18 protein-coding genes, 1 tRNA gene and 2 rRNA genes are annotated in these 21578 nt (G+C 62.7%); 6 read left to right on the top strand and 15 right to left on the bottom strand.

Annotated elements, in window-relative coordinates:
- Nucleotides 1-2: 2 nt before the first annotated feature.
- The 3 genes from WA237_RS14340 to WA237_RS14330 all read right to left on the bottom strand — a co-directional run bounded on the left by WA237_RS14340 (nt 3) and on the right by WA237_RS14330 (nt 3129).
- Nucleotides 3-1535, bottom strand: a complete 1533-nt coding sequence (locus WA237_RS14340) for a tripartite tricarboxylate transporter permease (protein WP_050754142.1) — start codon at nt 1533-1535, stop codon at nt 3-5.
- Complete coding sequence (locus WA237_RS14335; RefSeq protein ID WP_009814469.1) at nt 1532-2035, bottom strand: tripartite tricarboxylate transporter TctB family protein; 504 nt, start codon at nt 2033-2035, stop codon at nt 1532-1534. Before WA237_RS14335 ends, WA237_RS14340 begins: the two co-directional genes overlap by 4 nt.
- A gap of 113 nt (nt 2036-2148) precedes the next feature.
- Nucleotides 2149-3129 (bottom strand): Bug family tripartite tricarboxylate transporter substrate binding protein, encoded by a 981-nt coding sequence (locus WA237_RS14330; protein WP_009814468.1) that lies wholly within the window; start codon nt 3127-3129, stop codon nt 2149-2151.
- Between the two features lie 211 nt (nt 3130-3340).
- On the opposite strand from WA237_RS14330, the gene WA237_RS14325 reads away from it, so the two are divergent.
- Nucleotides 3341-4243 carry a LysR family transcriptional regulator gene (locus tag WA237_RS14325; protein ID WP_336098472.1) on the top strand — a complete coding sequence of 301 codons (903 nt, stop codon included), beginning with the start codon at nt 3341-3343 and terminating at the stop codon, nt 4241-4243.
- On the top strand, nt 4240-4998 hold the full coding sequence (locus WA237_RS14320; protein WP_336098471.1) for a sulfite exporter TauE/SafE family protein: 759 nt from the start codon (nt 4240-4242) through the stop codon (nt 4996-4998). The genes WA237_RS14325 and WA237_RS14320 overlap by 4 nt, the downstream gene beginning before the upstream one ends.
- Nucleotides 4999-5004: 6 nt before the next feature.
- On the opposite strand, the gene WA237_RS14315 is transcribed toward WA237_RS14320, so the two are convergent.
- The 6 genes from WA237_RS14315 to WA237_RS14290 all read right to left on the bottom strand — a co-directional run bounded on the left by WA237_RS14315 (nt 5005) and on the right by WA237_RS14290 (nt 10197).
- Nucleotides 5005-5244, bottom strand: coding sequence for a hypothetical protein (locus WA237_RS14315; RefSeq protein WP_336098470.1), 240 nt, complete (start codon nt 5242-5244; stop codon nt 5005-5007).
- Nucleotides 5245-5353: 109 nt separating this feature from the next.
- The gene (locus WA237_RS14310) at nt 5354-6403 is read right to left on the bottom strand and encodes a quaternary amine ABC transporter ATP-binding protein (RefSeq protein ID WP_336098468.1); all 1050 of its coding nucleotides are present in this window, start codon (nt 6401-6403) and stop codon (nt 5354-5356) included.
- 10 nt (nt 6404-6413) lie between these two features.
- Nucleotides 6414-7454, bottom strand: a complete 1041-nt coding sequence (locus WA237_RS14305; protein WP_336098467.1) for an ABC transporter permease — start codon at nt 7452-7454, stop codon at nt 6414-6416.
- Nucleotides 7455-7545: 91 nt separating this feature from the next.
- Nucleotides 7546-8514 carry an ABC transporter substrate-binding protein gene (locus WA237_RS14300; RefSeq protein WP_336098466.1) on the bottom strand — a complete coding sequence of 323 codons (969 nt, stop codon included), beginning with the start codon at nt 8512-8514 and terminating at the stop codon, nt 7546-7548.
- 82 nt (nt 8515-8596) lie between these two features.
- Nucleotides 8597-9463 carry an MBL fold metallo-hydrolase gene (locus WA237_RS14295; protein ID WP_336098465.1) on the bottom strand — a complete coding sequence of 289 codons (867 nt, stop codon included), beginning with the start codon at nt 9461-9463 and terminating at the stop codon, nt 8597-8599.
- Nucleotides 9460-10197: an MBL fold metallo-hydrolase gene (locus tag WA237_RS14290; RefSeq protein WP_336098463.1), complete on the bottom strand. Its 738-nt coding sequence runs from the start codon at nt 10195-10197 to the stop codon at nt 9460-9462. The genes WA237_RS14295 and WA237_RS14290 overlap by 4 nt, the downstream gene beginning before the upstream one ends.
- 98 nt (nt 10198-10295) lie before the next feature.
- Here WA237_RS14290 and WA237_RS14285 point away from each other — a divergent pair, with 98 nt between their 5' ends.
- The 3 genes from WA237_RS14285 (at nt 10296) to WA237_RS14275 (ending at nt 15392) form a co-directional block, all read left to right on the top strand.
- Nucleotides 10296-11237: a LysR family transcriptional regulator gene (locus tag WA237_RS14285; protein WP_336098461.1), complete on the top strand. Its 942-nt coding sequence runs from the start codon at nt 10296-10298 to the stop codon at nt 11235-11237.
- Nucleotides 11238-11683: 446 nt separating this feature from the next.
- Complete coding sequence (locus WA237_RS14280; protein ID WP_336098460.1) at nt 11684-13084, top strand: amidase; 1401 nt, start codon at nt 11684-11686, stop codon at nt 13082-13084.
- A gap of 274 nt (nt 13085-13358) precedes the next feature.
- Nucleotides 13359-15392 (top strand): NADH:flavin oxidoreductase, encoded by a 2034-nt coding sequence (locus WA237_RS14275; RefSeq protein ID WP_336098458.1) that lies wholly within the window; start codon nt 13359-13361, stop codon nt 15390-15392.
- A gap of 95 nt (nt 15393-15487) precedes the next feature.
- Here WA237_RS14275 and WA237_RS14270 read toward each other — a convergent pair whose 3' ends face one another.
- Together WA237_RS14270 and WA237_RS14265 are read right to left on the bottom strand one after the other, a co-directional pair.
- Nucleotides 15488-16345 (bottom strand): hypothetical protein, encoded by an 858-nt coding sequence (locus WA237_RS14270; RefSeq protein ID WP_336098456.1) that lies wholly within the window; start codon nt 16343-16345, stop codon nt 15488-15490.
- Nucleotides 16346-16431: 86 nt separating this feature from the next.
- Nucleotides 16432-17136, bottom strand: coding sequence for a hypothetical protein (locus WA237_RS14265; protein WP_336098454.1), 705 nt, complete (start codon nt 17134-17136; stop codon nt 16432-16434).
- A 121-nt stretch (nt 17137-17257) separates the two neighbouring features.
- Here WA237_RS14265 and WA237_RS14260 point away from each other — a divergent pair, with 121 nt between their 5' ends.
- Entirely contained in the window at nt 17258-18178 is a 921-nt protein-coding gene (locus WA237_RS14260; protein ID WP_336098452.1) for a hypothetical protein, read from the top strand.
- Nucleotides 18179-18194: 16 nt separating this feature from the next.
- Here the strand turns inward: WA237_RS14260 and WA237_RS14255 are convergent, their stop codons facing one another.
- From WA237_RS14255 to WA237_RS14240, 4 genes are all read right to left on the bottom strand, one after another.
- Complete coding sequence (locus WA237_RS14255) at nt 18195-18818, bottom strand: hypothetical protein (RefSeq protein ID WP_336098450.1); 624 nt, start codon at nt 18816-18818, stop codon at nt 18195-18197.
- A gap of 232 nt (nt 18819-19050) precedes the next feature.
- Nucleotides 19051-19127, bottom strand: a tRNA-Met gene (locus WA237_RS14250).
- A 57-nt stretch (nt 19128-19184) separates the two neighbouring features.
- A 5S ribosomal RNA gene (gene rrf, locus WA237_RS14245) occupies nt 19185-19299 on the bottom strand.
- Between the two features lie 87 nt (nt 19300-19386).
- A 23S ribosomal RNA gene (locus tag WA237_RS14240) occupies nt 19387-21578 on the bottom strand; the annotation flags it as partial.

Raw genomic sequence — 21578 nt, 5'->3', positions numbered from 1 at the left:
ATTTAGTCCTCACTTGTCTGTACCGGCTTGGCAGGCAGGCCCGGGAGGGTCTCGCCGCGCGCGGCCCGCAGGCCTGCGCGGATGATCGCCGCGACGGTGATCCCGGTGAGCGCCCAGAAGAACCAGGTGATCGGGCTGCTGAACAGGATGGCGGGCGAGCCGCCGGACATCAGCATGGCCTGCCGGAAATTGTCTTCGAGAAGCGGGCCGAGAATGAAGGCGATGAGGAAGGGGGCCGCCGGCACGTCATAGCGCGCCATCATGAACCCGACCCAGCCCATCGCGAACATCACGCCCACGTCAAAGAGGTTGTTGTTGACCGCATAGACGCCATAGACGCACAGGATCAGCACCGCCGGGAACAGCACCGCCCGCGGGATATCGGCCACCAGCCGAAAGCCCCGGATCGCCACCGACCCGACGAGAAACAGAAAGACCGAGCTCACGATCAGCCCGATGAAGAGCCCATAGATGATGTCTACATTCATCACGAACATCATCGGCCCCGGCTGCAGCCCGTGGATCATGAAGGCGCCCACGATGATCGCGGTGATCACGTCCCCCGGCACGCCAAGCGCCAAGAGCGGAATGAGCGTCGCGCCTGCCACACCATTGTTGCCCGCTTCCGCCGCGGCCACACCTTCGACTTCGCCCTTGCCGAAATTGTCGCGGTCCGGCGATTTGCGGCGCGCTTCGGAATAGCTGAGAAAGGCCGACGGCGCCGCGCCGATGCCGGGGATCGAGCCGAGGAACACCCCGATCATCGAGCCGCGCACAATGGATTTGAACGATTTGCGGTAATCGGCAAAGGTGACCCAGTTCTTGCCGAGCGACCGCGCCTGCCCGTCATGGGCCCCGGGGTTCCAGACCATCGACAGGATCTCGGGGATCGCAAAGAGACCGATGAGAACCGCGATAAAGTTTAGCCCGCCCATCAGGTTGGGATCGCCAAAGGTAAAGCGGTTCGTGCCATAGATGAGGTCGAGCCCCACGGTGGCCAGCAACAGCCCCAAGAGCGCCGAAAGCGCGCCGCGCAGCAGGCTGTTGCCCGAGACACCGGCGATGATGGTCAGCGAAAAGAGAATAAGGGTGAAGAACTCGGGCGGGCGAAAGCTCAGCGCGAAACTGGCCAGCCACCCGGCAAAGAGAATGAGCGCAAGGTTGGAGATCAGATCCGCCGTGCAGCTCGCCCAGAGCGCCATGCCAAGCGCCCGGCCCGCTTCGCCCTTTTCGGCCATCGGATAGCCGTCGAGCACCGTCGCCGAGGAGGCGGGCGTGCCCGGTGTCTTGATCAGGATCGCCGGGATCGAGCCGCCGAAAATACCGCCCTTATAGACGCCGAGCAGCAGCAGGATGCCGGTGATCGGCGTCATGGTGAAGGTAAAGGGCAGCGTCAGCGCCACGGCCATCGTCGCCGACATGCCGGGGATCGCCCCGCCAACGACGCCGATCGCCACGCCGATCCCCAGCGCCAGAAAGGCCTCTACATTGCCGACCAGGGCCAGCCCGGCCATCAGACTGTCTAGGAAACTCATGGCAGCCTCACGAATTGGCCCTGCGGAATGGCCACACCGGCCACATGCGCGAAAAAGGCATAGAGAACGAGCGGCACGGCAATCGCGGCCACCAGGGTTGAGATCGGGATGCGCGGCTGCATGAGCAGCGCGGTCACCAAAAAGCCGATCATCGCGGTCCAGACCATGCCGAGACGGGGCATCAGCCACATCATCACGATCATCAGAACCGCCATCGCGGCCAAGCGCAGATAGGCATGGCGCGGCGTGTCGCCGCTGCGGCCACGGGCGCCACTGTCGGGGGCCGCCGGATCGCGGTCCTCGGTGGCCACGCCCTTGTCACGCCAGGAAAACAGGATGAGGCCAAGACCGGCGAGCCCGGTGAGCCAGGCCAGAACTTCGGGCCAGAACAGGGGTGAGAGCACGATTTTCGGCACGTTGCTGGGTGCGGAAACCCAGTTCGGGATGCCATAGACGAGAAGGATGATCGCCGCCAGAAGCGCGGTAATTCCCAATCTCATTTGCAGGACTTTATCTGTCATGGCTCTGCCCCCTCCCTCTCGGGCATAGCTGTGGTGGTGGCCGGGCATTCTCTGCCCGGCCGGGCCTTTTCAGGCAGGTCGCGCAGCGGAGCTTAGCCCTCGACGCGCATCCCAAGCTTGTCGACCAGCGCGCGGAACGTGTTGTACTGGCCTTCGATGAACTCGCCGGTCTCTTCCGGCGACATCAGACGAATGACCGAGCCACGCTCTTCCATCGACTTCAAAAAGGTCTCATCCGCCACGGCCGTGGCCATCCACTCGCCCCATTTGGCCGCAACATCATCGCCGAGGTCCTTGGGACCGGCGAGACCGGTCCAGCCCACCAGCTGGTTGAGCTCGGGATGCCCCAGCGAGGCCGCCGTCGGCGCGTCAAAGCCCGGCACCGGCTCGTCTGTGGTGACCATCAGCGGGCGCAGCTGCTTGTTGGCGACAAAGCTCGCCAGCGCCGAGGTGTTGGTGCAGACAAAGGTCGCCGTGCCGTTGAGCACCGCGGTCGCCGCCGCGCCACCGCCACGCTGCGGGATATGGGTCGCCACTTCGAGAGGGTTCTCGATCCCGAAAGCGTTGAGCACCATCGCGCCCGCCAGATGCAGCATCGAACCGACGCCAGAGGAGGAATAGCTCACACCGCCCTCATTGGCCTTGGCGATGAGATCCTCCATCGATTTGATGTCCGAGCCTTCCGCGACCACGCAGGCCACCGGGTTGATCTCATAGACCGCGACAAAGCGGAAATCATCGAGCGTATAGGGCAAGGTCGCCTTCATCGCCGGGCTCACAGAATGCGAGCCGACCCGCGCAAACAGCATCGAATAGCCATCGGGCGCCGCGTTCTGAACCACGACCGAACCGGTCGCGCCACCCGCGCCGGTGACATTGGTCATGACCAGGGCCTGACCCACCGCATCGCCCAGCGGCTCGGCAATGGTGCGGGCCGAAATGTCGGTCGCGCCGCCGGCCCCGTAAGGAATAATCATGTTGATCGGCCGATCCGGATATTCCGCCAGTGCGGCTGTGCCGGTGACCAGTGCGGCAGCACAGGCCACGGCCGTTTTAAATGCATTCAGTTTCATTCGTCCTCCCTTGACGACTCTCGCGCCTTTTGGCTGTACGGCCCTCCTCCCGCCCTCATCTCCCGACGGTAGAAAAACCTTGACAAAACCCTATGCGAAAGAAATCCTAAACAAAAATGAATTATCTTTAACTTTACTGAAAGCTTTACTTACACAGCTTTAGGTTGCTCGCCCTCTCACCGCAAAGTCCCTCCGCCCCATGTCCATCCGAATGCTTCGCACCCTCATCGCCGTGGCCGAACATGACACGTTCAGCGCCGCCGCCGACGCCGTGTTCATCTCGCACGCCGCCGTCAGCCAGCAGATGAAGGCGCTCGAGGCCGAGCTGGGGCTGCAGCTCTTCGACCGCAACCGCCGCCCGCCCGAGCTCACCCCGACGGGCCGCGCCTTTGTGGCCAAGGCGCGCGAGGTGGTCGCGGCCTATGACAATCTCGTACCTTCCGTGACCGAGGATGGCGGGCTCACCGGTGATCTGCTGCTCGGCACGGTGCCCACCGCGCTCGCCGGGTTGATCCCGCTCACCGTGTCCAATCTCAAACTGCGCTGGACGAGCCTGCATATCGCAGTCGAGCCGGCGCTCACCCGCCAGTTGATGTCCGCCACCCAGCGCGGCACGATCGATGCCTCCGTGGTCACCCGCCCCGTGGTCCTGCCGCCGGGGATGGAGTTTGCCGCCATCGCCGAGGAAAAGATGGTGCTGCTGGCCGCGCCGGGCACCCCATCCGACGATCCCATACACCTCCTGCGGACCGAGCCCTTCATCCGGTTCAGCCGCGACGCCGTGGTCGGACAGATCATCGAACATTGGCTGCAAAGCCAAGGCATCAGCGTCAAGGAAACCATGGAGCTCGAAGGGCTCGAGGCCATTTCGAGCATGGTGCTCGCCAATCTCGGCGTCTCCATCGCGCCGCGGCGCTGTGTGTCGTCCCCGGTGGTGCTGCCCGTCAAACGCCTGTCGCTCGGCCCCGATGGGCCGACCCGCACGCTCGGCCTGTGCTGGCGCGCCGACAGCCCCAAGAAACGCGTGATCGAAGAGGTGCTCTCGGCACTGCGCGAAGCCGTCGAAACCGGCTCGTTCGATCCGCTGCGCAATGTTGAAAAGGACAAGACATGACAGGCTGGACCATCGCCATGCTGCTCTGCGGGGCTTTCGCCGGCGGGTTTATCAACGGGCTCGCGGGCTTTGGCACCGCGCTCTTCGCGCTGGGCTTTTTCCTCAATGTCATGCCGCCGGTGCAGGCCGTGGCGGTGGTGGTCATCCTCTCGGTCGCCAGCGGGCTGCAAGGCCTCTGGCGCGTGCGCCACGACATCCACCAACAGCCCGCCCGCGTGCTGCGTTTCCTTTTGCCGGGCGTGCTCGGCGTGCCGCTCGGCGTGGGGCTTCTGGCGATGATCGACGCCCAGACGTTGAAACTGGTGATCGCCGGGTTTCTCATCCTCTACGGCGGCTATTTCAGCTTTCGCAAAACGCTGCCCGTCTATGCGGACCAGACCCGCAAGACCGACGCCACCGTGGGCTTTCTCGGCGGCATCCTCGGCGGCGCGGCCTCGCTCTCTGGGGCGCTGCCGACCATGTGGTGCTCGATGAAGCCCTGGCCCAAGACCGAAACCCGCGCCGTCTTGCAAAGCTTTAACGTGGCCATCCTCGGCATCACCGCGCTGCTTCTGGCATGGCGCGGCGCCTACGACCGCACGACGCTGCTGATGATCCTTATCGCCCTGCCCTCGACCATGATCGCGGCACAGATCGGGCTGCATGTCTTCGGCAGGCTTTCGACCGATCTCTTCCGCCGCTTCCTGATCGGGCTCACCTTTGTTTCGGGCTCGATCCTGATGCTGCGCGAGCTCTGGGCCCTCGGCGCGGGCTGACGCGGCTCAGTCGTCGAGGTCCGGCTCGTCCGGCGTGGTGTTGAGATAGATCCGGCCAATCGCCCGCACAAAAGGCAGGTTCACAAAGACCACGATCCCCGCCGCGATCAAGAGCCGCCCCATGATGCTCACCGGCATCGGCTCGGTCTCCTGCGCATAGAGCAGGATGATCACGGTGATCACCACGAACCAGATGGCCAAGAGCCTGAGATGACGCAGAACGACCTGCGGTTGACCTGTCGACACCTGCCGCCCTTTCCGCTGCGATGTTCTCCCGGCCACTATCCACCGCCCACCGCGCTCTGCAAGAGCAATTGACGCGACAAACCCCGGTTTCTCGCCGCCAACAGCCCCCCTATCCCATCGCCCGTTTGCCCGTGCGTGCCGGCACCAGCGCGCGCAGCAGCTCTGTCATGTCGAGCACGCCCAGCTGGCGATCGCCCTCCATCACCCGGTACACTTTGCATGTCTCGCCGCCAGAGAGGCTGATCAGGCTCTCAAGAGTGTCATCGGCGCGCACATCGCCGTCGAAGGGCCCGCCATGGCTTGCCACCTCCGCCATGATCGACCGCACCCGCAGCACCCGGGCGCGGTTAATATCGCTCACGAAATCCTCGATATAGGGGTCGCTCGGGTTGAGCAGGATATGCTGCGGCTCGCCCTGCTGGACGACATAGCCATCCTTGAGGATCACCAGATGATCCGCCAGTTTCAGCGCCTCGTCGAGGTCATGGGTGATGAAGATGATGGTCTTCTTCAAATCCTGCTGCAGCTCGAGCAGCAGATCCTGCATATCCGTCCGGATGAGCGGATCGAGCGCCGAAAACGCCTCATCCATGAGCATGATCTCGGAATCCGAGGCCAGCGCACGGGCAATGCCGACGCGCTGCTGCATCCCGCCCGAGAGCTGATGCGGGTAGTGATCCTCATAGCCCGCGAGCCCGACCCGCGCCAACCACTTGCGCCCCGCCGCGAGGATTTCGGGCCGCGCAGCCCCCCGCACGGTGAGCGCGGTTCCGGCGTTCTCGGCCACGGTGCGATGGGGCAGCAGGGCGAATTTCTGAAACACCATCGACATGGTGGTCTGGCGCAGCCTGCGCAGCTTTCGCTCTCCATAGCCGAGCACGTTTTCACCATTCACCCAGACTTCGCCCGAACTCGGTTCGATGAGCCGGTTGAGATGGCGGATCAGGGTCGATTTTCCCGATCCCGACAGGCCCATGATCACCGTGATTTCGCCCGGTTGCATGTCGATATTGATGTCCTGCAAGCCGAGCACATGGCCATGGCATTTGAGCAGGTCCGTTTTGCCCACCCCGCCCAGCACCTGTTGCAGCGCATGGGCCGGACGCGGGCCGAAGATCTTGTAGAGGTTTCGGATCGAAACCTTGGGGGCCTGTGTCATGCCTGCCTCTTCACTTCTGAGCTTCGTTGATGCGAGACAGGGCAGACTTGCTGACCCGGTCCAGAATGATCGCGATGAGCACGATACAGAAGCCCGAGACCAGCCCGACCCCGAGCTCCAGATTGCGGATGCCGCGCAGCACGAGCACGCCGAGCCCCGGCGCCGAGACGAGCGAGGCGATCACCACCATCGCCAGCGACATCATGATCGTCTGGTTGATCCCGGCCATGATATTGGGCAGCGCCAACGGGATCTCGACGCCAAAGAGCTTTTGCCGCCGCGTCATGCCAAAGGCATCGGCCGCCTCGATCACATCGCGGTCGACCAGACGAATGCCGAGATCGGTGAGCCGGATCACCGGCACAATGGCGTAAAGGATGATGGCAATCCCGTAGAGCTTGGATTCCGTAACGGAAAAGAGAAAGATGAGCGGGATCAGATAGACGAAAGTCGGCAGGGTCTGCAGCATGTCGAGCACCGGGATCGTCCATTTCTGGAACCGGTCGCTCTTGGACATGAGAATGCCGATCGGCACGCCGAGACAGACACAGATCGCGGTGCAGACAAAGATGATCGACAGGGTTTGCACCGAATAGCTGTAATGGTCGATGAAGCCCAGAAAGAGAAAGCTGATGGCGACCAGAAGCACCATGCGCCACTGACGGCTGAGCAACCATGTCCCGAGCAGCAGAAGTGGGATCATGATGAACCACGGCACCGCCTGAAACAGGGTCAGCGCGCCGTCGAGCGCCCAGCTGAGCGGTTGGGTCAAAGGATCGAGCACAAGCTTGAGGCTGTCCTTGACGCCGAGAAAGAGCTGTTCGACCCCTGCGGTCATCTCGCGGGTGCGCGGGATGCTCTGGCAGGCCTCATGCAGATTGTCGAGCGAGGGAAAGGGCGTCGCCAGAAACGGGACAGGCGCATCGGCCGTCGTGCCGCCGCCCTTCTTGGCCAGCAGTTCGGCCATGGTCATCGGCCCGCCGCTGCCGCCCGTCTCTCCGCACCAGTCGCGCAGCCCGACCTTGTCGAACATCGCATCGTAATAGGCCATGCCATTTCCTCAATTTCTATTGCCGTTCACCTGTGGCGCACCGGCGGGCGACGGGTTGCCCCCGCGCCCGCCGGTCCCTCTCAGGCCGCTATCAGGGGATCAGGGCCGCGAGGTTTTCGCGTGCCGCGTCATTCACCCAGCCCGCCCAGATGTCGGAATTGTTGGACAGGAACCAGACGGCCGCCTCTTCGCTCGAGGCGCCGTTTTCTTCCTGCCAGGCGAGGATGGCGCCCATCTGATCATTGGTGAAACTCAGATTGCTCAGCATCTCGACGATCTCGGGGTTTTCCTCGGCAAAGCCGGGCGTCACCGCGGTGATCACCCGCGCCCGCGGATAGGGCGATTTGCCGACAGTGGCGCAATCGGCCTTGGAGTTGCAGGCGTGGATATCGGCGTCAAATTCGCCCAGATCGACCATCACCATGGGAAACTTGCCCAGCACCGAGGTCGGCGCCCAGTAATAGCCGAACCAGGGTTCCTTATCCGCATAGGCGGCGGCGATGGAGGTGGCGAGCGTCTCGCCCGAGCCATGGGCAAAGACCTCGATCCCGTTGCCCTCGAGATCCCAGGCCTTGGCGAGCGAGCTGTCGACAATCGCCGCCGCCCAGCCATCGGGAGACCGGTGAAACCGCCCGCCCACGAGATCGGGATTGGCGAGAATGCCCTCGATGGTGGTCACTTCGGGATGCGCCTCGGCCAGGTACTGCGGCACCCACCAGCCCTCTTGGCCACCGTCCGAGAGCACCTCTGTCAATGTGCGCACAGTGCCTTGCGCCTCGAGCTTGGCATAGTTCGGCAGGCTCGAAAGCCAAAGCTCAGTCAGGATGTCGGGCTCTCCGGTCTCGGAGACCGAGGTGACAGCCGGCACGGTCGACGAGGGCACAACTGTCACCGCGCAGCCATAGCCCTGCTCCATGAGAAAGGTCGCCACGGTGGTGACGACCGAGGCCGAGGCCCAGTTCATCTCGGTGATCGAAACCTCGCCACACTCGGCCTGCGCGATCGAGGCCGAACCGAGAAAACCAATTACACTCAAAGTCGCTAGATTGATCTTGGTCATGTCTTACTCCCTGGTGGTGTGTTTTCCGCCCCTTGCGGCGCGGTTTCTTTGGGGAGGCGCCGCCCGGGGGCGACACCTGGGCTCAGTGGACGATCCCATAATCGCGGGTGACGGCCACACGCATCGCTTCGCGCAACGCGCCGAGATATTGGGGCAGGTTCTCGCGGATCACATTGGTGTGGCTCGGCGCGAAAATCCGGATGTCATATTTGGCGTAGAACCGGTCGATGGCGGCCACGACCTGATCGGGATCGGCCCAGCGCAGCCAGGCAAAGACCACGCAATTGGTGATCGAGACGTCATGCCCGAACCGCTCGGCCGAATAGCCGACCTCTTCCATCTCATCCATGAAGCGAAAGCACTGATGCTCGTTATGGGCATTGAGCGCCCAGTCCACCGGGCACAGAAACCCGGTGTTATGCTCATAGATCCATTGCGTCAGCGCGTGATCGACAAAGAGCGGTTCGATGATCTCGATACTATGCTGGCCGAGCTCGACCCGGTCGCCGTAGTCGAGCTGTTTGGCATCGCCCAGCCCATGCACCTCGTAATGGTCATGCCCGCCCACGGTGAGCACCTCGACCTCCGGGTAGGCGCGGCGGATGGCGGCGGTATTTGCCGCATGGGGCAGCTCGGTATGGCTGATCCAGAGGTAATCGAGCCGCCGGTCACCCAGGAGATCGGCCAAGGCCTCAATCACCGTCTTGTGCTGCGCCGGGCCGAGCGTGTCGATCAGAAATGTCTTGTCATCGAGGAACAGATACGAGCTGTAGATGATGTCATTGGCCTCGGGATCGAACTTGGGGTTCACCCGCGCGAAATCGCTGGCAAAGCCCCGGTTGAGCCGCGCCGCCTCGGCCCCGGCACAATGGCAGATCCAGTAGATATTCGGCGTGATCTGACGCACGCCCACGCGGTCGGCACCGCTTCCATAGACTTTCGTGCTCATTGGCAGGTCTCCTTGATGGCTTGGCTGAAACGGTCGCGGCAGCGGTCGATGTCCTGCCGCATCGCATTGCCATGGGTGGGGGCGATGACCCGCACATCGCGTTTGTCGAAGACCTGATCGATCTCGGCGAGAAGCTTGGCCCCGCTCACCTGCGGCAAAAAGCGAAAGGCGCTCTCGTGGTAGCGCCGCAGCCATTCCACCTCGACCCGCAACTCGTCATCGAATTTGAGATCGGCCTCACCGGGATAGAGATAGCCAAAGGCATCGGCGGTAAAGAGCGTGCCGCTTTGGGCGTCATACATCCAATGGGTGCCCGGCTGATCCTTCAGGATTCCGTCGAGAAAGGAGATATGCCGCCCGCCATAGATCTCGTCGGTGCCGGCATAGCCATAGAGCACCTGCTCTTCGCGCACCCACCAGGGCAGTTCGACATGCGGCAGGATCGCGCTCGACGCGACGAGCTTGGTCTTGGGCCAGGCCTCGAGAATGGCTTGGATATTGCCGGTATGGGGCAGCTCGGTATGGGTGAGAAAGACATAGCCCGGCGCGACATCCCCGAGCAGCGCCTTGAGCTCCCCCATGATCGCCCCACGATGGATATGCGACCCGGAATCGAACAGCAGCGGGCAGCCGTCATTCAGCAGCACATAGACCCTCACCGCCTCGTGCCAGCCATCGCGGCCCGCCACGCTCTCGCCAATCTGGTAGAGGTCGTCCCTCACATGTCTCAACATTCTTGCCCCCGACGCATTTGCCATTTCTGGCTCATTTGTCAGGGCGGCACGGCAAAAACTCCATTGCCTTTTGCGCGGATTTTCATATCAATTCTGATATGGATAAATCTGGCCGAAACCTCCCCTCCATCAGCGCGCTCGCAGCCTTTGAACGGGTGGCGCAGCTGGGCAATGTCACCCGCGCCGCCGAAGAGCTGAACACCTCCCAAGCCGCCGTTAGCCGCCATATCCGGCGGCTGGAGGCCGATCTCGGCGTGGCGCTTCTGGGGCGCAGTGGCAGAGGTATTTCGCTCACCGCCGCCGGGGCCGTCTATGCCGATGAGGTCGCACAGGTCCTGGCCCGCCTGCGCCGCGCCGGGGAAACCGTTTCGGCCAATCGCAACGAGCTGGTCATCGCCTGCACCCATGAAGTATCACATTTGATATTGATGCCGCGCTATGGCGAGCTGCGCAAAGCGCTCGGGCCACAGGCCCATATCCGGGTGGTGACCTGCGAATATCCGGCCATTCCCGCGATGATCGACGCCGGGGCCGACATTGTCTTTCACTATAGCCGCCGCCGCCCCGCCGGGCTCGCCGCGCAGATCGCGGTCGAGGAAATCCTGCCCGCCGCCGCGCCGGATTTCGTCGCCGAACACGGGCTCGCCGACCATGATGACCTCAGCCGCTGGCAACACCTGCCCCGGCTCTGCCTGACCAAGGCCAATTCCGGCTGGGCCACCTGGCAGGACTGGTTCGACGCCCGCTCCCTCGCCCTGCCCGACGCGCCCGAACAGCAGTTCGACAATTACGTCTACGCGCTCGAGGCCGCGACACGGGGCGAAGGCACCGTGCTCGCCTGGCGCGGCTTTGCGGATGGCTACCTGCGCACTGGGCAATTGGTCCCGCTCAGCGCGCATTGGGTCAAAAGCGGCGCCACGCTCTATGCCGTGGCCTCGCCCAACGGCCGCGAAAAGAAGCTGACCCATAAATGCATCAAGACCCTGTCGCGCCTCACCCGACCGGCCCCGATCCCCCTCGCGGCGCAGACCGAGGGCTGACTGCGCGGCACGCTGCCTCCGCACACGCGCCCTGATGGCGGGCATTGTTCTGCGGCCGGGCACCGAGAACGCCTGTTTCAACGACCTGCCCCACCACAGAAAACGCGCCTCTAATAGCATGTCCACATGCAACAATCGCCCAAATGTATTCAATGGCAACGTTATTGTATACAAGGTTAGTGAAATATGTTTTACTGCCATGAAAGATTCTGTTGCCAATAGCGCCGTGGGGAAACCTATGACCCGACCGAATGACATCTCCCCCGATGCGGCCCGCAGCGCGCGGCGGCCTCCTCCCCCATCGCCCTGCCCCTCTCACACAGGCCTAAACACAGGCCCAAACACGGGCCCAAACACGGGGCTGCGTGACCCCCACGCCGTCCCATCTGACACCTCAAACCCATAGGAGTGCCCCCGTGACAGATAACATGAATGAACTTTGCCGTATGACCGCGACCGAAGCTGTCGCGCGGTTGCGCCGTCGCGAGCTGAGCCCGCTGGAGCTGGTCGAAGCCTCGATCGAGCGGATCGAAACCGTTGACACCGAGGTCAACGCGCTGCCGATCCATTGCTTTGACCAAGCCCGCGAAGAGGCGCGCAACTTTGATGCCGACGCCCATAAGGACAATCCCAAATCGCTGCATGGCCTGCCCATTGCCGTCAAGGATTACAATGATGTCCGTGGTGCCGTGACCACCTATGGCTCGCCGATATTCGCCGACAATGTCGCCGAAAAATCCGATGCCACGGTCCGGCAGCTCGAGGAAAACGGCGCCATCACCGTGGCCAAATCCAACGTGCCCGAATGGGCGGGCGGCAACACGTTCAACCCGGTCTTTGGCGCCTCGCGCAACCCGTGGGACCTGCGGATGAGCGTCGGCGGATCTTCCGGCGGCTCGGCGGCGGCCCTGACCAGCGGCTCAGTCTGGCTCGCCACTGGCAATGACCTCGGCGGCAGCCTGCGCACTCCCGCGGCCTTCAACGGCATCGTCGGCCTGCGCCCGGGCCCGGGCCGCGTGCCGCGCGGCGCGCGCCTGCCCCCGATGGACACGCTCTGGGTCGAAGGTCCGATGGCGCGCAATGTCGATGACCTCGCTCTGATGCTCGATGCCGGGATCGGCCATCAGGCCGACGACCCGCTCTCTTTCGACCAGACCGGCACCTCCTTTGTCGCGGCCCTCACCGAGACCGGCATGCCCGAGCGCGTGGCCTTCAGCCCCGACCTCTCCATCGTCTCCATGGAAAAGGAAATCGCCGAAATCTGCGGCGGCGCGGCCACGACCTTTGGCGATCTTGGCGCCGATGTCACCGATGACATCCCCGATTTCACCGGGGTTCTCGAGGCGTTTCAGACCCATCGCGCGGTGCTCTTCGCCGCGCTGATGGAGCCGATCCTCGCCCAGCACCGCGACCGGATCGCGCCGGAAATCATCGGCAATATCGAACGCGGCCTGAACATCACCCCCTCGCAGATTTTCGAGGCCGAGCGGGTGCGCGCCGAGCTCTACAAAAAGATGGTCGCCTTCTTCGACACCCATGATCTCTTGATTTGCCCGGCGGCCTCCATCGCGCCCTTCCCGGTCGAACAGCGCTATGTCAAGGAAATCGACGGCAAGCCCTGCGAGACCTATATCGATTGGTTCTCCATCACCTTCGCTCTGACCATGACCGCCTGCCCCACCATCAGCGTGCCCTGCGGATTTACCGCCTCCGGCCTGCCGGTCGGCGTGCAGATCGTCGGCAAACCGCGCGGCGAGGCGGCCTTGCTCCGCGCCGCTCGCCGGTTCGAAGAGGCCTTGGGCATCGCCAAACAGCTGCCGATCAACCCGCGCGCCAAGGGCGCCTGATCCAACCCCATCGCGGGTCCTGCGCCGGGCATGCCATGGCGGAGGTTTGACAGGACCAGACCGCGACGCGCGCCACGTAGCGCGTCGCGAAACCGTCTCGGGATGTCGCGGCCACAGAGGTGCGACCCCCCGTTTGCCGATCTCATGGGCCAGGTCTGAAGAGTGTTCGGCGAGACATCGGGCAATTTCTCGGACAGAGTGATCCCGCACCGACCAAGACACCGACCAAGACACTGACCCAGAGACTGACCAAAGACTGGCCAAGAGACCGCGCATGAAACCCGATCCGCTGCTGACGCCCTTCCAACTGCGCCACCTGACCCTGCGCAACCGGATCATGAGCACCGCCCACGCGCCGTCTTACGAAGAAGGCGGCCACCCGCGCGACCGCTACCGCCTCTACCACGAGGAAAAGGCCAAGGGCGGCCTCGGCCTCACCATCATCGGCGGCTCGACCAATATCGCCCCCGACAGCCCCTCGGTCTTTGGACAGCTCTATGCCGGCGACGACAGCATCATTCCGTGGTTTCAAAAGCTCACCGATGGCGTGCGTGCCCATGGCGCGGCGGTGATGTGCCAGATCACCCATATGGGCCGTCGCACCGCCTGGGACGGTGGCCACTGGCTCCCGGTCGCCGGGCCTTCGGTGACACGCGAACGCGCCCATCGCGCCATCCCCAAGGCCATGGAAGCCGAAGACATCCGCCGCATCATCGCCCAGTTCGCCGCGGCCGCCAGACGCTGTCAGCAAGGCGGGTTCGACGGGATCGAGCTGCTGTCGCACTCGCATCTTCTGGGGCAATTCCTGTCGCCCCTGGTGAACCAGCGCGACGATGACTACGGCGGCTCATTGGAGAACCGCCTGCGTCTGACGCTGCAGGTGATCGAGGCGGTGCGCGAGGCCGTGGGCCCGGATATGATCCTCGGCATGCGTGTGACCGGCGATGAGCTCACCGCAGGCGGGCTGACGGCTGACGATTGCGTGACCATCGCCCAGGAAATCTCGGCCACCGGCGCGGTGGATTTCCTCAACATCCTCGCCGGCGCCCCCTATGACGATCTCGGCCTCGCGGGCTGGGTGCCGCCCATGGGCCTGCCCGCCGCCGCCAATCTGAGCGTCGCCAGCCGCATCCGCCGCGCCGTCGATCTGCCCATTTTCCACGCCGGTGGCATCGCCGACATCGCCACCGCTCGCCATGCAATCGCCGAAGGCCATGTCGATCTCATCGGCATGACCCGCGCCCATATGGCCGATCCCTATCTGGTCGCGAAACTCGCCCGCGGCGACGAGACCCGCATCCGCCCCTGTGTGGGCTTGGGCTATTGCGTCGACCGTGTGAACCAGGGCAAAGCCGCCGTCTGCGGCCATAACCCCGCCACCGGGCGCGAAGCCTTGATGCCGCATGTGATCGCCCCCGCGTCCGAGCCCCGCAAGATCGTGGTGGTCGGCGGCGGCCCCGGAGGGCTCGAGGCCGCGCGTATCTGCGCCCTGCGCGGCCATCACGTGGTGCTCTTTGAGGCGAGCGACCGTCTCGGCGGCCAGCTCAAGCTCGCCAGCAGCGGCATGACCCGCCGTCAGATCTGGGGCGTCGCCGATTGGCTCATCGAGGAGGTGACCCATCTCGGCGTCGCGCTGCGGTTAAACCACTATGCCGAAGCCGAGGACATCCTCGCCGAGACCCCGGATGTGGTGCTCCTCGCCACTGGCGGCTGGCCCGACACGCCGCATTTCGACGGTGCCGAGCTCAGCGTCTCGAGCTGGGATGTCCTCTCCGGCGAGGCGCGGCTCAGCGGCGAGGTCCTGCTCTTTGACGAGCTAGGCGATCACCCCGCGCTCACCTGCGCCGATGTGCTCGCCCGCAAAGGCTGCACCGTGACCCATGTCACCCCCGACCGCGCCACCGCGCAGGATCTCGGCCCCACCAATTCGGCCGTCGCCCTGCGCGATCTGGCGCGACAAGGCGTGACATTTCACTGTTTGCAAGACATCGCCGCCATCCGCCAGCAGGGCAATCGCAAGGAGGTCACCCTGCGCCATGTGCTGACCGGGGACACCAGCACGCGGCTCGTCGATCATGTGGTGATCGAACAGGGCACCGTCCCGATGGACGCGCTTTACCATGATCTCAAACCTCAGGCGCGCAACTTGGGCCAAGTGGATCAGGATGCGCTGCTCGAGGGCCGCGCGCCGCTCATCCCGCTACAGGACGGGGGCAGCTACCTGCTCGCCCGCCTCGGCGACGCCATCGCGGGTCGCAACATCCATGCGGCGCTCTATGACGCCCTGCGCCTCTGCAAGGATCTCTGAGGCTGGTACGTTCCGGCTGGCACGCCGCCTCCCCCAGAACGCCAAAAGCCCCGCGACTGCGGGGCTCTTTCGGCCTCAGGCTTGCCAACAAAGCCTCACCCTTTGCGCGTTGCCCGTTCCAGCAAGGGCAGCAACAGCGGCGCAAGCAGCGAAAACAGCAGCGACAGCGCCAGCAGGCTTGAACTCGCCGCGGCCCGCTCGACCCAGGACGGCTTGATCAACAACACCCTGTCCCGCCCGGCATAGGCCAGCTCCAACCGGCTGTTGGCCTCCGCCCCCGTGGCCACCACATGCAGCCCCGCCATCTCGTCATGATCGACCGAGATCGAGGCCATCACCGTGTTGCGATACTGATCTGAACGCCCGTCGATCCGCGCCCCCTCGCAGGTCTGGAAAAACAACGGGCTGCAAATGATTTGAAGCTGATCGCCGCGCCGGATCTCGCCATCGCGGGTGATTTCCGGCGACCATCCGATCCAGCCGCTGACCAGCCCTTGCTCATAAATCGCATAAGACCCGTCGAGCACATAGCCCGTCGCGCCCGCGCTCATCTCCTGCCCGAGCAAGAGATAGCCGGAAAAGGCGAGCGCCCCGTTGCGCGCCGCATCCGCCCAGCTCACCCGGAGGGTTGTCCCCGCAGGCCAGCTCTCGGCCTCGGTCAAAAGCCGAATGCTCATCCTCTCCGGGGTCCAGTTCAGAACCAGCCGCTGATCGCGCGGCCAGACGACCGGCCCATCGATTGTGTCCGCAAAGGTCTCGCCATCGCCGCAGGGCGGTGTCGCCGCCGCCTCGACATCCGCCGACGGAACACAGACCGTCGCCCCGGTCAGATCCCAAGCCAGCGGCTCTGACGTCAGTTCGACCTGCGCCGAAAGGGTGCGCGCCTGCAATTGGATCGTGCGACTGGGCGACACCAGAATGAGCACCGTCGCCAGAACGAGAAAGGCGATCATGCTCCGCGCCGTGGCACTGCCCCCGACCATCTTTCTGAAATTGCGCCGAAGCGCCGCGATCAACGGTCTGTAGCTGCCAGACGCCGTCATGGCAGCTCGACAAACAGAGTTTCGGGCCGCCCGCGCCGCCCGTCCTTCACCGGGACAAGCCGGATCTTCATCCGGCCCGTCTCGGGCGGTCTAGGCACGACACAGATCCGATCAAAAGCCACGGTGATGTCGGCGCTGATTTCCGTGCATTCCACCGGCGCGCCGGCTCCCGGAATGGCGACAAGCCGATCCGCGTCAAAGCTGTTCACCAGCAGCGTAAAGCTCTCCGCCCGGCCCGACGCCCGCCAGAGCGCCAGCCCCGCCGCCGTCTCCTCGGTCACCTCGTCACAGGGCGCTTGCAGAATGCGGATGCCAAACCCTTCCGGCGCGGTCTGGGCGAGCTTATCGGGGAAACGGGTCATCATCACATGCGGCACGGTCACCGGCTGCGACGTATTCTGCGGCGCGCGGTAGGTGTTCTCGCTGTCATAGAGCCCGTCAGAGCTGCTGGTGCGGACGCAGAACTCTTTGCCGGCCCAGTCGCTCGGGACAATGGCGTGCAGCTCCGCCGCCGCATCACTGCCGATCACCTGCAGCCCCATGACCCGCGCCCCGCCGGTATTCGCCGCCGGGCGTAGATTTTCCTGAAAGACTTCCGACAGCAGCTCGGCCTGCTCCGCAGTTGCTTGGCCCGGGAAACTAGGTGACAATAAGACGCTCACGCTCAGCGCCAAAGCCAAGGGTTTCATGATCAAATTCATCTTCGTCCCCCTCGCTGCCTTCGTCATCACGACCAGTGCTTGGGCCCAGGCCGTCAGAATCGACGCAGCCTCCGACGGCCAAGGGTTTATGGTTAAGGATAATGGCATCTGTTGGGTTCTCATGCCAAGCCATTTGCTCGACGCCTTTGGCCAGATCGAGGTCGAGACCTCGCCCGCGCCTTCCGTCTATGGCAGCGGCGAGGCCTATCCCGATTTCTGGGAGGGGATGGATTTCGCCATCGGCGTTGTGGGCCAGGCCGCGGGACGCACCGCCTGCACCGCAGAGCTCGGCATGATCATGCAGACCCGCAAGACCGCCGGCGCTGTCCTGCGCGGCGATCTGCGCTTTGTCGAGCCCGGCGGCGGCGTCACCCAGCGGCCGATGCGGATCGTCGACACGCTCGACCACAAGACCTTTGTTGCCGAATTCGAAGACCCCGACGACCGCGCCTTCCAAGGGCTGTCCGGCGCCTTTCTCTTTGCCGACGAGCTGCCCGTCGGCATGGCGATCCAGAGCCCGGACGGCAGCCAGCGCATGAGTTTCATCCGGATTGAAGAGCTGGGATTTGCAACGCGCCGCTGGCTGGCCGGTCGCGCCCGCGCCGTGACAAGCGCCACTACTGAGACCGTGGCTCAGCCCGAAGAAGGCCAGCATGAATTGCGCCTTCTCGACTATCAGACGCAGGCCCTCACCCCGGATGCCAGCCCCGAAAACCTCGCGACCCGCAGCGGCCCCTATCGCTTTGAGTTTACCGGCCGCACCACCTTGGTCTTTGGCGTGGGCGATGGCGAGGCGGTCGGCGTGAGCCGCGTGCGCATCCGGTCGCAGGCCGACGCCGCCAAACCGCTGGCCATCCGCGTGATGATCGACCCTTCGGCGGCAGGCGGAAACCCACAGCGGTTCGACCGCGGTGAAATGACCCCGACCGGCAGTTTCGACAGCGGCAAGAAATCCGAACGCTTCGCCCGCCGGGTGATCGTGACCATCGACAGCGTTCAGGGCTCCGGGCCGGTGCAGATCGACAGCGTCGAAGTCTATTGACCCGGATCGCCCCGCCTCACGGTTTGACAGGGACCGTCACCGGCACCGACGGCCTGATATTGGCCACCTGAAGCATGCCGACAAGATTGCCCTCGGCATTCAACGTCATCGAGGTCCACCGGCTCCACAGGTTCATCGACACATTGCTTTCGCTCAAGGTGAGCAGGCAATAGCTCGCATTCACGTGGAAATCGTAACAGCCGTTTTCCGCATCAAACCCACCGACCTTATAGGATAAAAACGCCGTCCCAGACGTATCCACCGTGCCGCTTTGCTGGTTGATCGCCGAGGTCAGGTTCTCCCGATCCAAGGACGAGCCATCGATGTAAATATTCAGGATCGGCCCGGTGTCCAGATAGGCTTTCAGCGCCGCCTTACGGACCCCCGGGCTGGTGCTGGTCAGCCCATGCTGCAACGCCATGCGCCTGATCTGCGCATCGTCCAACCCGATCATGATCTGCATCGCCGCCAGCGACCGATCCGGGTCCGGATCGTTGAGCAATTCAGCATATTCGTCGACGCTGCCCATGCGCTCATCCACCATCGCGGCAATCTCTGCCGCCGACAGCGATTGCGCCTGGCTACTCCCCACCATGGTGAACAGCGCCAAAACACTTGCGAAAAATCGACCGAGCTTCATCAGAAATTCCCCTACCGCATGACCCTCTCCAGCCTATGCGCAGGTCTTTCAACCAGTCAATCCGCTTCCGCCTGCGCCGCCACAGCCGACCCCACACCTGCAAAACACCCCCAACAGGGGAGTTAACGGCCTGAAATCAGGTCATCGAGGAGGCACGCGCGCGATCCAATGGAAGGAATACCCCCTCAAACACCGAAAGCCCCGCGTTTTGCGGGGCTTTTTCGGTGTTTTTTGGTTGCGGGAGTAGGATTTGAACCTACGACCTTCAGGTTATGAGCCTGACGAGCTACCGGGCTGCTCCATCCCGCGACAGGGGTGTTTGTTCGATTTTGTTTGTATTGAGAGATACTTGAGGAACTTTTCTAGGTTTGGCGGTGACCTACTCTCCCACGACTTAAGTCGCAGTACCATCGGCGCGACAGCGCTTAACGGCCGGGTTCGGGATGGGACCGGGTGTTTCGCTTGTGCTATGACCACCAAACCGAGGAAAGTTCCTGAGTACCAAGTCAAGTACGCATTGTGTGTATGCTTTTGATTTTGTTCTGTAATAGTCTTGCTATTACTGGATCAAATCAAGCCTATCGGACAATTAGTACCGGTCAACTGAATGCATTGCTGCACTTACATCTCCGGCCTATCGACGTGGTGGTCTACCACGGTCCTCAGGGATACCTTGTTTTGAGGGGGGCTTCCCGCTTAGATGCCTTCAGCGGTTATCCTGTCCGATCATAGCTACCCTGCACTGCTGCTGGCGCAACAACAGGTCCACCAGTGGATCGTTCACCCCGGTCCTCTCGTACTAGGGGCAACTCCTCTCAAGTATCCTACACCCACGGCAGATAGGGACCGAACTGTCTCACGACGTTCTAAACCCAGCTCACGTACCTCTTTAAACGGCGAACAGCCGTACCCTTGGGACCTGCTCCAGCCCCAGGATGAGATGAGCCGACATCGAGGTGCCAAACACTGCCGTCGATATGGACTCTTGGGCAGTATCAGCCTGTTATCCCCGGCGTACCTTTTATCCGTTGAGCGATGGCCCTCCCACTTGGGACCACCGGATCACTATGGCCGTCTTTCGACTCTGCTCGACTTGTCAGTCTCGCAGTCAGGCTGGCTTCTGCCATTGCACTCAACGAGCGATTTCCGACCGCTCTGAGCCAACCTTCGCGCGCCTCCGTTACGCTTTAGGAGGCGACCGCCCCAGTCAAACTACCCACCACGCAGGGTCCCGGATCCGGATAACGGACCGCGGTTAGACTTCAAGCAGAACAAGAGTGGTATCTCAAGGATGGCTCCCCAGAAACTGGCGTCTCTGGTTCAAAGCCTACCACCTATCCTGCACATGTTGTGCCTGAAGCCAGTGCGAAGCTGTAGTAAAGGTGCACGGGGTCTTTCCGTCTAACCGCGGGAAGCCTGCATCTTGACAGGCAATTCAATTTCGCTGAGTCGATGTTGGAGACAGCGGGGAAGTCGTTACGCCATTCGTGCAGGTCGGAACTTACCCGACAAGGAATTTCGCTACCTTAGGACCGTTATAGTTACGGCCGCCGTTTACCTGGGCTTCAATTCGGAGCTCTCACCCCTCCTTTTAACCTTCAGGCACCGGGCAGGCGTCAGACCCTATACGTCGTCTTGCGACTTCGCAGAGCCCTGTGTTTTTAGTAAACAGTCGCCACCCCCTGGTTTGTGCCCCCAGCCAATACTTGCGTAGAAACTGGGCCTCCTTCTCGCGAACTTACGGAGGTATTTTGCCGAGTTCCTTCAACATCGTTCTCTCAAGCGCCTTGGTATGCTCTACCAGTCCACCTGTGTCGGTTTAGGGTACGATCTCATGATGGAGCTATTTCCAGGGACTGATTAGCGGCCCACCCAATCCAATAAGGGTGAACAACCTTCACAATCCGTCACTTCCATCTGGCCCAGGAATATTAACCTGGTTCCCATCGACTACGCCTTTCGGCCTCGCCTTAGGGGTCGGCTTACCCTGCTCAGATTAGCTTTAAGCAGGAACCCTTGGACTTTCGGCGAGAGTGTCTCTCACACTCTTTGTCGCTACTCATGTCATCATTCTCACTAGTGATCTCTCCACGGGATCGCTCACGCGCCCGCTTCATCGAAAGCTCCTCTCCTCCAATGCACCCCGAAGGATGCTAAGGAGGAATGGAACTATGTCACACTACGCTCTGCTACCAGTGCTATGCACTCCTCGGCTTCGGCTCATGGCTTGAGCCCCGTTACATCTTCGCCGCAAGACATCTTATTTAGACCAGTGAGCTGTTACGCTATCTTTAAAGGATGGCTGCTTCTAAGCCAACCTCCTGGTTGTTTTGGACGTCTCACCTGCTTTCCCACTTAGCCATGAATTGGGGGCCTTAGCCGGAGGTCAGGGTTGTTTCCCTCTCCACTACGGACGTTAGCATCCGCAGTGTGTCTGCCATCTAGTACTTCTCGGTATTCGGAGTTTGGTTAGGATCAGTAAGCCTGTGGGGCCCCATTACCCATCCAGTGCTCTACCCCCGAGGGTATTCGGATGACGCTCTACCTAAATAGATTTCGCAGAGAACCAGCTATCTCCGAGTTTGATTGGCCTTTCACCCCTAGGCACAACTCATCCCGACCTTTTTCAACAGGTGTGGGTTCGGACCTCCAGTAAGTGTTACCTTACCTTCATCCTGGTCATGCCTAGATCACTCGGTTTCGGGTCTGATCCATCTAACTCATGCGCCCTATTAAGACTCGCTTTCGCTGCGCCTACAC

The sequence above is a fragment of the Roseovarius sp. CH_XMU1461 genome, from assembly GCF_037027165.1.
Classification (GTDB): domain Bacteria; phylum Pseudomonadota; class Alphaproteobacteria; order Rhodobacterales; family Rhodobacteraceae; genus Roseovarius; species Roseovarius nubinhibens.
The sequence above is the reverse complement of the archived record's forward strand: the minus strand, read 5'-3'. Positions and strand labels throughout refer to the sequence as shown.